This is a genomic window from Streptomyces sp. NPDC050388 (genome assembly GCF_040655635.1).
In the GTDB taxonomy this organism is placed as follows: Bacteria; Actinomycetota; Actinomycetes; order Streptomycetales; family Streptomycetaceae; genus Streptomyces.
The window spans coordinates 1-14,604 of sequence record NZ_JBFAKH010000074.1 but is presented as its reverse complement, the minus strand read 5'-3'; the positions used below and the strand labels follow the sequence as shown (position 1 = coordinate 14,604).

Here is a 14,604-nt window from a genome sequence, read left to right as displayed (position 1 = left end):
ACGCCAACATGACAGGAACACGATTCGAAGGTGCCCGTGTCGTCGTCACCGGCGGTGGCCGGGGCATCGGTCGAGAGACGGCACTGGCGTTCGCCCGCGAGGGCGCCAAGTCCGTGGTGGTCGCCGCCCGCACGTCGGCTCAGGTGGAGGCCGTGCGGGCGGAGCTGCGGTCGATGGGTACCGATGCCCGTGCCTACGCGGTCGACGTCGGCGACGAGGACGCCGTACGGGTGGTGGTCGAGGACGTGCTCACCGAACTTGGGGGCGTCGACATCCTCGTCAACGCCGCGGGCGCCTTCGATTTCGGGGAGACGACCACCTTCGACGCGGAGCGCACGCGCCGGCTCCTCGACACCAACGTACTGGGCACGATGACCATGTCGCGCCTGGTCGCACCGTCGATGACGGCCCGGGGACGAGGCAAGATCGTCAACTTCACCTCGCTGCTGTCCCATACGGCCTTCCCCGGGCGTGCCGCCTACTCGGCGAGCAAGGCGGCGGTGCTGGCCCTGACCCGCTCCCTGGCCCTCGAGTGGGCCCCTCACGGAATCAACGTCAATGCCGTGACACCTGGAATGATTCAGATAGAGACGCCGCATCCGGCGATCGAAAGCGGTCAGCTCGCCCACGGCGACATCGTGGGCCGGATCCCCGCCGGACGGCGCGGACACCCCCGGGACGTCGTCGGTGCCGTTCTCTTCCTGGCAGGGCCCGACAGCGACTACGTGCACGGTCACGCCCTCGCGGTCGACGGCGGCTGGCTGGTGAACGGATACGTGTCATGAGCCTTCCCCGACGGCACGGCCTGCTCGGATGCGGGCGCGTGGCCGACAACCACGCGGACGCGGTGCGGGCTCTCGGTCACGGCTGGGAGCTCGCGGTGGCGTGCGACATACGGCCGGAGCGGGCCGCGGACCTCGCCGAGCGGCACGGCGTCGCAGAGGTGGAGTCGTCGGCGCAGGCCCTGCTGCACCGTCCCGACCTGACATCGGTGTCCGTCCTCACCGAACACGCCGCACACCCCCGCTGGGTGGAGTCCGCGCTGCTGGCGGGCAAACACGTGCTCGTGGAGAAGCCGCTGGCCTTCACCGCGGACCGGGCGCGGGAACTGGTGAAGCTCGCCGCGGACTCGGGCCTGGTCCTGGCCACCGTCTCCCAGCACCAGTACGACCCGGTCGTCGCGCTGGTGCGAGGTTGGCTGAAGGAAGGCATGCTGGGCGATCTCGTGCTGGTGCGCGGTTCCCTGGAGGCCTCACGGCCCGCCGAGTACTACACGTCGAGCTACTGGCACGGCACCTGGGCCGTCGAGGGCGGGTCGGCCCTGATCAACCAGGGCTACCACTGCCTGGACGTCGTCCGCGGGCTGGTCGGCCCGCTGAGCGTGGACTCCGCTCGTGCCGTCACCCCGTCGGCGGGAGCACCCCAGGAGACCGAGGTGACCGTCGCCGCGTTGCTCAACGCCGACGGGCTGCCTGTCGTCTTCACGACCACCACCGGCAGCTCCACCCGCTGGCGCACCCGCATCGAGCTGGTGGGTTCCCGTGGGACGGTCGAGTTCGACATCGACCACCCCGCCCGGTTGCACCGGATCTCCGGAGACCCGGCCCTGAGGGCGGCGGCCGAGGCCGCCGACCTGGAGGATGCCTCATCGCCCGCACCGGGCATCGACTACTACGGCATCTCCCACCGACGGCAGATCGCCGACTTCGCGAAAGCCGTGGAGAGCGGCCGTCCCCCCACCGTGCCTCCCGAGGACGGTGTGGAGATGGCGGCCCTGCTGGACGCCGTGTACCGGGCGGCCTCGCTGCCACGCCCCGACGAGGCGTCCGGTGGGTGAGGTGGTCGCGGCGGCCGGGATGCCCCACACACCGGTGTTTCCCCAGGTCGCCATGGAGGATCCGGCAGGTTCCGTGGCGAGGCGGTACGGGGTGCTCCGTGACCTGGTCGAAGGAGCCCGGCCCGACGCCCTGCTCATCGTGAGCGGGGACCACTTCACGACCTACGGCCTCGGTGCGGTTCCCGCTCTGGCCGTGCACGTGGGAGACCTGAGGGGCCCGGCCGATCCAGTGCCGGGGCTGCGCTCCGCGCCGATGACCGGCGCGATGGGGCTCTCACGTCACATCCACCAGCACCTGGTCTCGCACGACTTCGACCCGGTGGTCAGCATCGGCGCGTCCGTCGACCACGGAATCGCCGTGCCCCGCTGGTTCCTGGATCCAGAGGGCCGGATACCCGTGGTCGCGGTCCAGGTCAACACGTTGCTCGCTCCTCTGCCGTCCCCGCGTCGTTGCCTGAAGCTGGGCGAGGAACTCCGGGCCGCCGTCCGAAGTTCTGGAGCGGGACGCGTCGCGGTGGTCGCCAGCGGCAGCTTCTCCCTCGAGGTGGGCGGGCCCGCCCTCGGGCACGACCGCCTGTGGGCGGTGCCGGATCCGGACTGGGCGGCCGCGGTGGTGGACCACCTGACGGTGGGCAGGACGGACGAGCTGATCGCGGCCATCACGCCGGAGGTGCTCGGTGGGGCGGGGACAGTGGCCGGGGAGGTGCTGGCCTGGCTGGTCGTCCGTGGGGCCACCAGCCATCTGCGGCTGGCATCCATGTCCTACCACTTGGGGGAGGGTCATGCCTTCGCGGGCTGGAATCACTGACGTCGGCGTCGTGGCCGGGGCGGCCGAGCTCAACTCCGTCTGCCTCCGCGTGGGGACCGACCCCGATTTCGCGCAGCGACTGCGCGCGGACCCGGTCGCCGCGCTGCTGGACGTGCCGTTGCCCCCCGCTCACCGCCAGGCCCTGCTGGCGGGTGACGTCCGCAGGCTCTTCGAGATCGGGGTCCACCCGGTTCTCTTGGTCCGGCTGGCCACGGCCCGGCTGTTCGGGGTCGACGAGGAGAACTATCCGCGCCTCATCCGAGGAGCCACCCCGCCGCGCGCGGGTGACGGGACGTAAGCGTCCGGGCGACCTGGCAAGGGGCGGTACGAGTCGTACCGCCCCTTGCGGGAGCCGGCGGGGGCGGCGCCGTGTGGGCCCGCCCCCGCCGGACGCCGGATCAGTCCCAGACCGGCAGTCGCCATTCGGCGTGGGTCTGCTCCGTGCCGTCGGCCGTCCGGGCCTTGCCGCGTACCGTGTCGTGGTAGAGGTCGGCGATCCGGGTGGTGACGGGGCCGGCCGCGCCCTGCCCCACCGTGCGTCCGTCCACCTCGGTGATCGGCAGCACCTCCGCCGCGGTGCCGATGAACAGCACTTCCTCCGCCTGCAGCAACTCGGCACGGCCGATCGCCCGTGCCTCGGCCGGTATGCCCGACTCGCGGCACAGCTGGAGGACGGTGGCGCGGGTGATCCCGTCGAGAACACCGGACGCCAGCCAGGGGGTGACGAGGACTCCGTCGCGGACGATGGCCAGATTCGCCCCGGAGCTCTCCGTCAGATGGCCTTCTTGATTGACGAAGATCGGCCAGTCGGCCCCGCGTGCTCTCGCCTCGTTGGTCCCGAGCCGGCCGTTGTGGTAGTTGGAGAACGCCTTGAGCTGCGGGGGCATCGCGTTGGCCCCGAAGCGGGTCCAGGAGGAGACCGCCGCCTTCGCGGTGGTGTCGGTGCCCAGCTTGGACCGGAAGGGCCAGACATCGATGACGATCTCGACCTCGGTGCCGGCCTGCACCATCTGTTCGCGGTGCACCCCGGCGGCGAAGCACCACGGCCTGATGTAGGTGTCGTCGTGCCGGTCGTTCCGGCGGCAGAGTTCGACCGTGGCCTCGACCAGTTCCTCCAGTGACCACGGCGACACCAGATCGGACCAGGAAATGGAATTCAGCATCCGCTGCAGGTGGTCACGGAGCCGGAACACGGTGAGGCCGCCGTCCCCGCCACGATAGGCGTGAATGCCCTCGAAGGATGCGGACACCGAGGCATGACCGACCGAGCCGACGTGCACGGTCGCCTGGTTCCACGGCACGAACGAGCCACTGCGCCAGACCGGGTGGTCGGGTGACATGTCCGGTGGGGAGGCGGCGGAGCTCGTCATGAGCCCGAGGGCGCGCGGTAGACGGAAACCTGGTTCTCCGATTCCTGGGTGTACGGCTCCCGCCGCCATCCGCCGTACCGGTTCTCGAGTTCGAGGCCGGCGAGCTTGGCCATGAGGTCCATCTCGCTGGGGTGTATGTAACGGAGGAAGGCCGGCAGCATCGTGATGCCCTGTTCCGTGATCCGCACGTGCTGCTCGAGGACGGTCTGCTTCGCACGGTCGTGGACGTCGGCCTCGATGGTCACGTGCCCGACCCCCACGTCGTAGACGTGGGCCCGCGACCCCCGGTGGAAGCGGGTGACATCGGGCACGAAGGCTTCGACCACGAACCGGCCACCGGGCTCCAGCGCCTTCGCGGCCTGCCGGAAGCAGGCGACCTGCTCCTCCTGGTTCGCCAGGGCGTAGATGGTGTTGAGAACCAGGGCGGCGGTCCGGTACTTGCGCGAGGTGGTGAAGTCACGCAGGTCGCCCCTCTCCACCGGGATGTCCTTGCCGGCCGGTTTCTCCCTCAGCCGGGCGATCATGGCCTCGGAGATGTCGGTGCCGTGGACCTCGACGCCCCGTTCGACCAGCGGGACGGCGATACGGCCTGTGCCGATGGCCAGTTCCAGCAACGGTTCGTCACCCGCCAGTTCGGCGAGGAAGTCGACGGCTTCCTTCGGGTCCGGCCAGGGCTGCTCATCGTAGGCGTTGGCCCAACGGGCGCCATAAGTCTGTTCGTTCCAGGTCACCCGCCTAATGGTAACTGTCAAAGATCCTTTGGAGAATGGCTGTTCGATGTCTCTTTTTGATCAAGGCGCCATTTCTCTCGGGGGCGTGCTCCGAGTTCGCGTTCCAGCTCCTCTACCACTTCGGACACCTCCGGGCGCTCGGACGGACGCCTGCCGACGTCGAGGTAGAGACGGACCGTCAGGCTGCGCCGGCCGGGTCCGTAGGGCGCTCCGACGAAGTCCTCGACGGTCCGGGCGTCCCGGATCCCGCGGACGGACCGGGCCACTGCGAGCACCTGGCCGGCGGTGACGTCCGTGCCCAGCACGAAGGAACGGTCGATCGCCGTGCTGCCGAACAGCCGCCCGCCGCGGGCGGATCTGCCGCGACCGGGAACGCGGTCGCTCCTCAGCGCCGCCTCGATGTCCAGCTCCGCGGACACCGCCCCGTACCGTGGCGGTTGCCGCCGGCCCGCCGGGGGATGCAGCCGCAACCGGCCCACCACCCGGTCACCGGCACCGAGCAGCGGCGCCTCCAGGGAGCCGCGGGGAACGTCCCCGGCCCGGACTTCCACGTGGAGCGCGTCAGCCGCCACGTCGACGGCCTGGCGCACCAGGGCCAGTGCCGCCGACACCGACCGGCCCGGGCGCCCCCCGAGGCGCACGACGATGCCAAGGTGCTGCCGCTCCGCAGGCAGCGCCGCACCGTCCGTGGCCGGGAAGACGACCCCGATCTCGAACGAGCCCCTGGGATGCTCCTTGCCCTGTTGCGGGACCGGCAGCCGGTGCTCCGGCGCGAGCATGCCGGTGACGAGGTCGGAGCGCAGATCCACCCCCGGGGTGCGAACCCGCGCGACCCGAGGTGCCCCGCTGCCCCGGCTTCTGCCCGCGATTGTGTGTCCGGCCTCCCGGAGGCACGGCGTCCGCACCTCGAAGAGGCCGATGGCGGCGAGGGCGGGCCCGACCCGGTGAACGGAGGGGCGGCGCGGCGGTGTGCGCCGCCGGAACGCGGGCAGCGACGCGGCGCTGCTCGCGCCGGCCCCCAGACACCGCACCAGGTCGGCGACGCATGCGTCCGCGTCGAGGTGGCCGCGCCACCAGGGAAGCTCGAGGCGGCCCTGCTCGGAAAGCAGGCCGCCCCAGGCCCGGACCACCTGGACGAGCCGGGAGCGGTCGGGCTCTGGACCCCATGACTCCCGCCAACCGGCCCACAACTCGTCCACCACCAAGGACGGCCGGACGACGCCGCGACCCCAGACCGGCCCGGCCGGCTCCGGGCCTTCGCCGGGTGCCCTCAAGTCACCGATGGCCGCCCTGAGGGCAGCAACCAGACGCCCGGGGGCGCGCGCACCTGAGAACTCGTCGACCGTAGGGGTGTCCACGGTCACCTGGAGGAACTCCCGGCCGTCGAGGACGCGCAGCGTGAGAGCGGCGCCGAAGGCCGCGAGCGCCTGGGCCGCGACCTCGTTCCACCGGGACGCGAGCCACCGACTCCGGCCGGTCTCGAAGGGCACTCGCGCCGCGACAGCTCCGTCCGGGACGTCCGTCCAGGTTCTGGAGTCCGCGCGGAGTGCTGTCGAGGGCGCCGTCGCGGGCGGACCGGGTATCCCGGCCGCTGCCCGGCTGATGCCGTCCAGCCCCCATGAATGGCGGACCATAGCCCACTCCTCAGGGGCGCGGACCTCGATGCCGCGGCCGTCGGCACGCGCCTCGACCCCGCGCTCGCGCAGCAGGCGGGCGACCTCCGCGGCGGTCAGCAGCCCGTCGGCCCACCCGGACGAGGGTGCCGGTACCGAAATCGTCCTCATGACGTCCCCCAGCTGTGGACCACGGCGGCCTCCGACGTCATCAGCAGACCGATGTCCCCCAGGCCCCAGCGCAGCAGTGCCACCCGGTCGACCGAGAGTCCGCACGCCACTGCCCGTCCTTCCCGGAGGGCCAACGCCGATCCGTCCAGAACGGTGGCGGGCAGGACGCTGCCTTGAGCGATCTCCAGTGAGCGTGCCCCGCGGCACAGGGCGCACTCGTCGTCCGGCTCGCAGCAGCACTCCGCGTGCAGGCTCCACCCGGTCGGCCGCCCGTCCCGGAGCACCGGCCGGATCTCCACCGGCCAGTCCTCCCCGAGTGCTTCCCGCGCCAGGAGATCCAGCAGACGCGGAAGGTGGGCGGGGCGCGCCTCCTCGCCGGTCAGCACCACGTCCATCTGGGTGAACTGCCAGGCACTGCGGGCAGATCGGCGCTCGTGCCGGAAACAGGGACCCACGACGAACGCCCGCACTTCGTTCGTCGTGGTGGTCGCGAGCAGATGGGCGACCCCCGCCGAGGTGTGACTGCGTAGCAAGTGGTCGTCGTCCAGCCAGAAGTTGCGGTGCTCGGCACGCACGGGCGCTCCCGCCGGCACTCCCAACCGGTCGAAGTTGTACTCCGCGGACACCACGACGGGGCTGTCGAACTCGTCGAACCCGTAGGATTCGAGCACGGCCCGCAGCTCCGCCACCACCACGGTCACCGGGTGGGCGCCACCGGCCCCGCACGACGGCGGACGCAAGGTCAGGTCGGCCGTCCACTGCTCCTTCTCCGGAATGCCCATCGCCTTCCCGCCCGGACCGTGGGAAGGGCCGACGCCGAAAGCACGCCCCCGGTCCTGAGTCCGCACCCTCCGAGACGGCGATCACGAAGTCTCGTCGACGGACATGAGCCCTGTCCCGCTTGGATTGACGAGGCAGACTGTACCCAGTCACCGTGACCGAAGTCGATCAATTCAGTCGACGAAAACGACAGTTCAGGGGCATCGCGTGATCCTCACCCATGTGCGTCCGGCGGGCCGCGGATCCGAGGTGGTGCTCCGCACAGGACGGTCCCAGGACGTCCTCGGGCCCCTGGGCGGGCCGGCCGCACGGACGAAGGCGCTTCTGTCCGCCGCCGAGCGACGGCGTTACTCCCGCATGCGCACCGCGGAGGGCAGGCAGGACTTCCTCGCGGTGCGCGTGCTCGCACGTGGACTGATCGAGGACGTGACGGGTGTGCCGGCCGACGCCGTCGCACTGGCCCAGAGCTGTCCGGGCTGCGGCTCGGAGGGCCATGGCCCGCCTCGCGCGCTGAACTGCGACGTCCAGTTGAGCTGGGCGCACAGCGGCGGCGAAGTGGTGGTGGCTCTGTCGGAGCGACAACGTGTCGGCGTCGACATCGAATCCCTGGAGCACTTCTCGGTCACCCCCGCCCTGCTGGCGGCCGCCCTGCCGGTGGCCGAAGCCGAGCAGGTCCTCGCGGCGGGGGACACCCGACGCGCCTTCCTTCGGATGTGGACCGTGAAGGAGGCACTGGCCAAGCTGGGCAGTGACGTGATGACCATGACCCGTAGGGACAGGCGGCAGCTCGCCGACTCCGTCGGCGCCGTCGCCCACTGGACGGAGGACCACGGTTCCTCGGTCGTCGGTGTGGCTGTCGCCGCCCGGGCCGACCTCTGAGGTGGGGCTCCTCCGCCGGATGCTGATCGTCTAGCCTTACGAGCACTCAAGGAGCCGCAGGGATCCGGGAATCGGGGAGGACCATGTCTCAGCGGGATACTGCCGTACCCGGACGCCAGAGGGCCTTCTGGACCTATTACCTGGCCTCCACCGCGAGCGACATCGGCTCGGCCGTGCGGGCCCTGGCGCTGCCGCTCGTCGCCGTGCTGGTTCTCGACGCGACGCCGCTGGAGGTCGCTCTCGTCACCGGGGCTGGTTTCGCGGCCTGGCTCCTGATAGGTCTCCCGGCCGGAGACCTGGTGGCGCGCCTGCCGCTGCGCGGCGCTCAGGTGGCGACGGACCTGCTCAGGGCTCTCTGCATACTCTCCCTTCCGGCCGCCTGGGCGTTCGATGTCCTGTCGGTGGCCCAGGTGGCACTGGTCGCCTTCCTCATCGGCCTGGCGGACGTGGTGTACGACGTGGCCAACTCCACCTTCATGCCGGCGGTCGTGCCGCGTGAGGACCTGCTGCGACGCAACACTCTGATGACCGGAACGCAGGCCGTCACGACTCTCGGCGGTCCGTCCTTCGGCGGTGTGCTCGTCCAACTGGCCGGGGCGGTGCCCGCTCTGCTCATCGACGCGGTGAGCTACATAGTGTCGGCTCTGCTGCTGCGCACCCTGCCCGAGCGCCCGCCCGCAAAGCAGCACACCGAGGGGGAAGGCATGGGGAAGCGGATCGCGGCAGGCTGGACATACGTCGTGAGCCACCCCGTCATGGCCCCCTTCATGTGGGCGAGCGCCGCCGTGAACTTCGCGGCCGGCGCCCAGCTCACGCTCTACCCGATCCTTCTGGCCCGCTCTCTCGACGTACCTCCGGCGCTCATCGGCGTACTCCTTGCCGGGGAGGGGGCGGGAGTGCTGATCGCCTCCACGGTGGCCACCCGGATCGTCGACCGACTCGGCACCTCTCGATCAAGCCTCGTCGGGGGCGTCGGCGTCGTGGTGGGAACCGTCGTGGTCGCCGCGGCCGTGCAGTGGCCTCCGCACGACCTGGTGTTCTACGGCGGCTTCCTCCTCGGCAACGCCCTGTGCGGTGGCAGCGCCGTCTTCGTCGCGGTCAACAGCCGGACGTTCGTCCAGTCGACCTGCCCGGCGGAGTTCCTGTCCCGGGTGACGGCGACCATGCGGTTCGTCACCTGGGGGGTGATTCCCGCGGGAGGGATGCTGGCGGCCCTGCTGGTGACCCGTCTGGGGACGACCGAGACCTTGTGGTGCGTCGCCCTTGCCGCTGTCGCGGTGCCGGTGATCCTGGCCCGCGGCGGGATCGGCAGGACAAGGGACCTGGCAGAGGCGCAGTGACGACCACGCACGTCACTTCGGCGGCCGGACCGCACGCAGCGTGAGGGAGACGGGGCCGCGGACGAACATGCCACGGCCCCATTCGGTGGAGACGACCTCCAGCTCGTTCGGCAGTTCGAGGAAACGATCGAGCACTGCCGCCGTCTGCAGCCGGGCGGCGGGTGCGCCCAGGCAGTAGTGACGGCCCCAGCCGAAACCGAGGTTCGGTGTCGGCGGCCGGTCCAGGAGGAGACGGTCGGGGTCCGCGAACACCCGGTGGTCCCGATTGGCCGCCGCCGTGAGCACCCACACGTCGTCGCCGGCCGCGATGGTGGTGCCTGCCAGCACGTGGCGGCGAGTGGCCCTGCGGGCGTCGAGCTGTACGGGACCACCGAAGCGGACGAACTCCTCGACGATGTCGACCGTGGCGTGGCCCGTCGCCTCCAGCTGCTTTCGGGCTTCCGGGTGGAGCACCAGCAGGCGAACGGCCATGGTCAGGAACTTCATGCTGGAGTCGGTCCCTGCCAGGATGAGCAGGACGACGGTGGCCACCGCTTCGTCCGGAGCGAGCAGGCCGTCGCGAACCGCCCGGGACAGCGACGACAGAACGTCGCGCTCGTCGGCCGGGCCCGTGCGCAGGCGTTCCTGGGTCCAGGTCCACAGGACCTCGTTGGCGGCGACCGCGGCCGACCTCGCGGCGCGCATGTCCACGGAATCGGTGGAGGCCTCGCCCGCTCCCGTGTACACGACCAGGGCGTTGGCCACTTCGGTGAAGGCGTCCAGCCAATCGGAGGGAATTCCGAGCAGCTGAGCCGTGACGAGGATCGGCACCCGCGCGAGGACCTCCGAAGCCAGGTCCACCGTCTCGCCCGAGCGGAGACGTTCATCCACGCGAGCCTGCGAGAACTGCTCCGTCACCACCTCGCGTATGACCTTCTCACGGTGAGCCATCCGACGCGCGGTGAACGCGTGACGGACCGCGGACCGCAGCCGTTTGTGGATGTCACCGTCGGAGGAGATCATGGTCGGTGACTCTCCGAACCACGGACCGGGGTCCTCGGCCAGAACCGACGAGGAATAGGTGTCGCCATCGTTGAGCACGCTCATCGCTTCGGCGTGGCGTGCCACCATCCAGACCCCCGCCCGCTCGTTCCGGACACAGGCCCCAGCCTCGCGGATGCGCGCGTAGGCGGGGTAGGGATCACGCAGTGTCAGGGGGTCGTTGAGATCGATGTCCATGCGCAGGCCTGTCTGTCGAACGCGTCGAGACATGGTGCCACAGCTGCTCGAATATGTTGTGATCACCCCGACTTGCTGAGAAGGAGTACGACAGCGTGACGAACGACGCGCCGACCGGCACCGCCCAGAGCCCCACCGACCGCTTCCGCTCACGGCTCCTGGAACCGACCCTGGAGTCGGCCCGAGCGATTCCGTTCTACGAACGGCACTGGAAGGGCCGCGACCTCAATCTGGACGAGCTGCCCACCGTCACGAAGAGGCAGCTGCTCGACAACCTCGCGTCCACCCTTCGTCCCGGCGCCGTGCCGGCGAACGTCGGTCACTCCACTGGAACCACCGGGCGGCCGTTCTTCCGGGTGAGGGGCCGAGAGGAGATCAAGGCGTACTCCGAGTATCTGCGCAGTGTGCGGACCGCCACCGCGGCCCGCAGCGGGGTGCCGGTCCCTCCGATGCTGCAGATCAGCGGAGCGCCGATCACCATCCACGGTTCCGTTCTCCCCGTCGAGACGGACGACATGCGACTCGCGGTGGATCTCTTCTCCGCCGAGGGCCTCGCTGCGACGGTGGACCTCCTCACCAGTCCGTCGCTGGACCTGCTCACCGAGGGGTTTCAGCGTGTCCTGTCCGCCAGCCCCGGTGGCGCGGTCCTGCTCACCCAGGAACTGGACCGGCGGGGCATGCCGACGCGGGAACTCGGCATCGAGGCCATCAGCGTCTACAACAGCGCCCTCCTTCCGAGGCAGCGATCCCTGCTGCGCCGGCACTGGGACGCCCGGCTCGTTGAACGCTTCAGTCTGTCCGAGGTTCTGGGCGGCGCCACCTTGTGCTATGAGTGCGGCCACTACCACCTCGATCCCGTGGTCGTACCGGAGGTACTGGACCTGGACCGGGACGAGCCGGCTGCCGACGTCGGAGAACTGGTGTTGACGGAGCTGCACCCCTTCTCGCAGGTGCAGCCGATGATCCGCTATCGCACCGGTGACCTTGTCCGGCGTACGCGGTCGGTCTGCCTGCCCCACGAGTTGACCTTCGACTACGTCGGGCGGGCCCGAGCAGGCGTGTTCTGGGGTGGGGAGCTGGTGCTGGGCGAGATCGAGGTGCTCGAAGCGGTCGAGGGCATCCCCGGACTGGCCCACGCGCCGGTCGGTGAGGAGCGGGAGCCCGTGGGCGCACCGCTGATCAGCCTTCGTCCCGAAACCCGGGGAGACGAACTCGTCCTGGTCGAAGCGCGAGTGGAGGTCGTCACGAGTCATGAACCCGGTGGGGCGCAGAACGTGCTGGACCAGGTGCACGAGCGCCTCACTCAGCTGCTCGCCGAGCGGGCGAAGGACGGAATTCCGCTCCGGGTGGTCCCCGCCGCTTCGTGAACTGATCATTTCTTTCTGCCAATTGATCGACACTGGCGGCATTAGCTGAGTACAGTCAGCCCAGTCGACCCTGAAGGGAGGTGTGCGAGATGAGCATCGAGAACCTGGTGAACGAGCTGATCGCCGAGCGGGACATCGAGATCGTGTCCGTCGTTGAGGCTGCGTGATCGCTGCCGCCGAGGGCGCGGACCCGGAGACCGGGCCCGCGCCCTCAGCACGTTCGAGAGCACATCCGCGGCCGGCCCGCCGGCCAGGGCCACGCCACCCGTGCGGTCTTGACGGAGGTCGGGCGCCGGGGAACGGTCGGCGGCCAGGAGAACACAATCACCGACATCGCCCCGCACCGGGACGGCGCGCCGTTCGGCCGGATTCGTCAACTTCGTTGTCACTGTAGGGAATTCTGGGGACAGGCGAGGCCCGAAGGTCACCGTGAGAAGGGCGGACGGCTGAGGCGCACGACATCGCGGCCGTCGTGTTCGACGTCCTCGTCACGATGGCCGACGAGCCGGGGGACTCCGGGCGGCGTTGCGTGAGACGGTGCCCGCGGCTGACGAGGCGTTCGTCAGCAGGCTGCTTACCCTGTGGCAGGGGCGCGTCAAACACGAGGTGCGGTGTATCGGGGGGGGAGGGGACGGGCCTGCGCCAACTCAGAGGCCCTCGACCGCGAGGCCGCCGAGCGCATGGCCGACCGCGCCGGGCTCGACGCGGCGGGCTGTCCGCCGGAGCGTGTGCTGATGGTCGCCGCACACGCCTGGGATCTCCGCGGGGCCCAGGCGGTGGGCATGCGCACCGCCTACGTGCGCCGACCCGTGGGGGATTCAGCCGCGGAAGGGCGACTCCTTCGACTGGCGGTCGGACGGCCCGGAGGAACTGGCCGCCGTGCTCACGGCGGCATGATGTCCCTGGTCAGTGCGGTGTGCTGCCGCCCCGGGGAGCGCACCCGGCTCGTGTACCGGATGCTGGTGCGCCACCCCGGCCGCCGGGGTGAGAAGAAGGGCTTCCGAAAGCCGGACCTGGCGGCACCTGACGGCCTTCCTGGACGCAGCGCACCAGGCACTCGGGTGCCGGCCGATCGTGCTGGTGTGGGACAACTCCCCCCCAGCACACCGACCGCGCGATGCGTGCCCTGCTCGCCGCACGTTCCTGGCTGACGGTGTTCCACTTCCCATCCTGTGCACCAGATTCGAACCCTGACGAGGGCGTGTGGGCGAGCCTGAAGAAGTCCCTGGCCAACCTGGCTGCCTGCACCACCGACCAACTCGCCGCGCTGATAAGGATCCGGCTCAAGCAGATGCAGTACCGTCCGGGCCTCCTGGACGGCTTCATCGCCGAGACCGGCCTCGTCCTGACGCCATGACAGGAGCAACGCACCCCGACGCGAAAACCTCAGAAGTCACCTCCGCCCGGACGAGACGTACACCATCGTCCACGTCTCTCATGTCCTCGACAGCGCCCATCGACGCATCACACCTCTCCCTAACCCGTTCAGCGCCCCCGGCCGCGCCGGCTACCGTCTCGTCGGCACGGCCATGCGCCTGCGGTTCGAACCGCCGCCGGGGCGACCGGAGCCATCCCCGTAGGCACATGAGGTTGAGCTGCGCCTATGGGGGCTCATTCCTGGCGACAACGGGCAACGGGCAACGGGCAACGAGCCGGGAGCACTCGGCACTGAGTAACTGAGGCGTGAGCCGACTCAGTGCCGCCGCATGTTGAAGGAGACACTTGAGCATGGCTTGCCGGAGTGAGGCCGAGCCGGGAATGTCTACTCGGGCCCGAAGGGTTGGTGTCCTCAGCCGGAAGGCGAACTCGCCACCCGCCTTCTACCGGAACTTCTCGGTCAGATCCACCTGACGCCCCATCCTGAGCCGCACGCGGCACATTCCCTGGGGTAGGCCGAAGAGCCGGACACTTCGGCACGGCAACTGGCCCGGAGGCGGGAGGGCCTTGACCCCTGATCCTGAACACGGGTTAGGCGGCTTCGGCCAGCGTAGTTGATGTTGTTTGGAGTGCTCGCTCGTAGGCGATCGGGCTGCGGTGGCCGAGGCGGGAGTGGCGTCGGACTGTGTTGTAGCGGTGCAGCCAGCGGAAGAGGTCCAGGTGGGCCTCGCGCTCGGTGTCCCAGGCCCGACGGCCCTGGAGGGTCTCCCGCTTGCAGGTCGCGTTGAACGACTCGGCAAGTGCGTTGTCCGCGCTGGAGCCGATCGCGCTCATGGACCGGGCCCGCTTCGCGGCAGGCGTCGGCGAAGGCCCGGCTGCAGTACTGCCCAGGTTCAACCAGTCGTTGCAACACCCCTGATCAGAGGAGTGTGTTGTGGGACGACCAGCGGGTTGGATGGCGGAGTTGACGGGGCGGTCGCCCATGAAGTCGCCGGGACGTCCCTCGACTCGGCGGGACGTCGAGAGACTGTTCTGGCAAGAGATCGCCAAGGGACTGACCAGTGAGGATGCGGCCATCGCCGTCGGGGCGGCGCCGGCGGTGGGCACCCGGTG

Annotated in this window: 13 protein-coding genes and 4 pseudogenes; 11 read left to right on the top strand and 6 right to left on the bottom strand. The window is 70.2% G+C overall.

The features are described from left to right. The first annotated feature begins 8 nt into the window (after positions 1 to 8). The 4 genes from AB0I73_RS31490 to AB0I73_RS31475 are packed head-to-tail and all read left to right on the top strand — an operon-like array spanning position 9 to position 2,943. Complete coding sequence (locus tag AB0I73_RS31490) at positions 9 to 785, top strand: SDR family oxidoreductase (RefSeq protein ID WP_363043082.1); 777 nt, start codon at positions 9 to 11, stop codon at positions 783 to 785. Beyond that, positions 782 to 1,837 (top strand): Gfo/Idh/MocA family oxidoreductase, encoded by a 1,056-nt coding sequence (locus AB0I73_RS31485; protein WP_363043080.1) that lies wholly within the window; start codon positions 782 to 784, stop codon positions 1,835 to 1,837. The genes AB0I73_RS31490 and AB0I73_RS31485 overlap by 4 nt, the downstream gene beginning before the upstream one ends. Positions 1,838 to 1,856: 19 nt before the next feature. After that, positions 1,857 to 2,645 carry a hypothetical protein gene (locus AB0I73_RS31480; protein ID WP_363043117.1) on the top strand — a complete coding sequence of 263 codons (789 nt, stop codon included), beginning with the start codon at positions 1,857 to 1,859 and terminating at the stop codon, positions 2,643 to 2,645. Beyond that, a complete protein-coding gene (locus tag AB0I73_RS31475; protein WP_363043078.1) occupies positions 2,620 to 2,943 on the top strand; it encodes a hypothetical protein in 324 nt (107 codons plus the stop codon). The genes AB0I73_RS31480 and AB0I73_RS31475 overlap by 26 nt, the downstream gene beginning before the upstream one ends. Before the next feature lie 100 nt (positions 2,944 to 3,043). Here the strand turns inward: AB0I73_RS31475 and AB0I73_RS31470 are convergent, their stop codons facing one another. From AB0I73_RS31470 to AB0I73_RS31455, 4 genes are read right to left on the bottom strand one after another with little or no spacing between them, the layout of a single operon-like run. After that, complete coding sequence (locus AB0I73_RS31470; protein WP_363043076.1) at positions 3,044 to 4,015, bottom strand: aminotransferase class IV; 972 nt, start codon at positions 4,013 to 4,015, stop codon at positions 3,044 to 3,046. Continuing rightward, complete coding sequence (locus tag AB0I73_RS31465; protein WP_363043074.1) at positions 4,012 to 4,746, bottom strand: class I SAM-dependent methyltransferase; 735 nt, start codon at positions 4,744 to 4,746, stop codon at positions 4,012 to 4,014. The genes AB0I73_RS31470 and AB0I73_RS31465 overlap by 4 nt, the downstream gene beginning before the upstream one ends. Positions 4,747 to 4,763: 17 nt before the next feature. Then, positions 4,764 to 6,530 carry a hypothetical protein gene (locus AB0I73_RS31460; protein ID WP_363043072.1) on the bottom strand — a complete coding sequence of 589 codons (1,767 nt, stop codon included), beginning with the start codon at positions 6,528 to 6,530 and terminating at the stop codon, positions 4,764 to 4,766. After that, a complete protein-coding gene (locus tag AB0I73_RS31455; RefSeq protein ID WP_363043070.1) occupies positions 6,527 to 7,312 on the bottom strand; it encodes a hypothetical protein in 786 nt (261 codons plus the stop codon). The genes AB0I73_RS31460 and AB0I73_RS31455 overlap by 4 nt, the downstream gene beginning before the upstream one ends. Before the next feature lie 205 nt (positions 7,313 to 7,517). Here AB0I73_RS31455 and AB0I73_RS31450 point away from each other — a divergent pair, with 205 nt between their 5' ends. Both AB0I73_RS31450 and AB0I73_RS31445 read left to right on the top strand, forming a co-directional pair. Next, entirely contained in the window at positions 7,518 to 8,189 is a 672-nt protein-coding gene (locus AB0I73_RS31450) for a 4'-phosphopantetheinyl transferase superfamily protein (RefSeq protein WP_363043068.1), read from the top strand. Between the two features lie 83 nt (positions 8,190 to 8,272). Then, positions 8,273 to 9,529 carry an MFS transporter gene (locus tag AB0I73_RS31445; protein WP_363043066.1) on the top strand — a complete coding sequence of 419 codons (1,257 nt, stop codon included), beginning with the start codon at positions 8,273 to 8,275 and terminating at the stop codon, positions 9,527 to 9,529. Between the two features lie 12 nt (positions 9,530 to 9,541). Here the strand turns inward: AB0I73_RS31445 and AB0I73_RS31440 are convergent, their stop codons facing one another. Continuing rightward, positions 9,542 to 10,747, bottom strand: a complete 1,206-nt coding sequence (locus AB0I73_RS31440) for a cytochrome P450 (RefSeq protein ID WP_363043064.1) — start codon at positions 10,745 to 10,747, stop codon at positions 9,542 to 9,544. Between the two features lie 95 nt (positions 10,748 to 10,842). Here AB0I73_RS31440 and AB0I73_RS31435 point away from each other — a divergent pair, with 95 nt between their 5' ends. The 4 genes and pseudogenes from AB0I73_RS31435 to AB0I73_RS31420 all read left to right on the top strand — a co-directional run bounded on the left by AB0I73_RS31435 (position 10,843) and on the right by AB0I73_RS31420 (position 13,471). Beyond that, on the top strand, positions 10,843 to 12,114 hold the full coding sequence (locus AB0I73_RS31435) for a hypothetical protein (protein ID WP_363043062.1): 1,272 nt from the start codon (positions 10,843 to 10,845) through the stop codon (positions 12,112 to 12,114). Between the two features lie 170 nt (positions 12,115 to 12,284). Beyond that, positions 12,285 to 12,440, top strand: a pseudogene (locus AB0I73_RS31430) (hypothetical protein); the annotation flags it as partial. Between the two features lie 167 nt (positions 12,441 to 12,607). Beyond that, positions 12,608 to 13,011: pseudogene (locus AB0I73_RS31425) on the top strand (hypothetical protein). A 220-nt stretch (positions 13,012 to 13,231) separates the two neighbouring features. After that, positions 13,232 to 13,471, top strand: a complete 240-nt coding sequence (locus AB0I73_RS31420; protein WP_363043060.1) for a hypothetical protein — start codon at positions 13,232 to 13,234, stop codon at positions 13,469 to 13,471. A 611-nt stretch (positions 13,472 to 14,082) separates the two neighbouring features. Here the strand turns inward: AB0I73_RS31420 and AB0I73_RS31415 are convergent. Further along, a pseudogene (locus tag AB0I73_RS31415) lies at positions 14,083 to 14,377 on the bottom strand (integrase core domain-containing protein); the annotation flags it as partial. Between the two features lie 69 nt (positions 14,378 to 14,446). On the opposite strand from AB0I73_RS31415, the pseudogene AB0I73_RS31410 reads away from it, so the two are divergent. Next, positions 14,447 to 14,604, top strand: a pseudogene (locus AB0I73_RS31410) (IS30 family transposase); the annotation flags it as partial.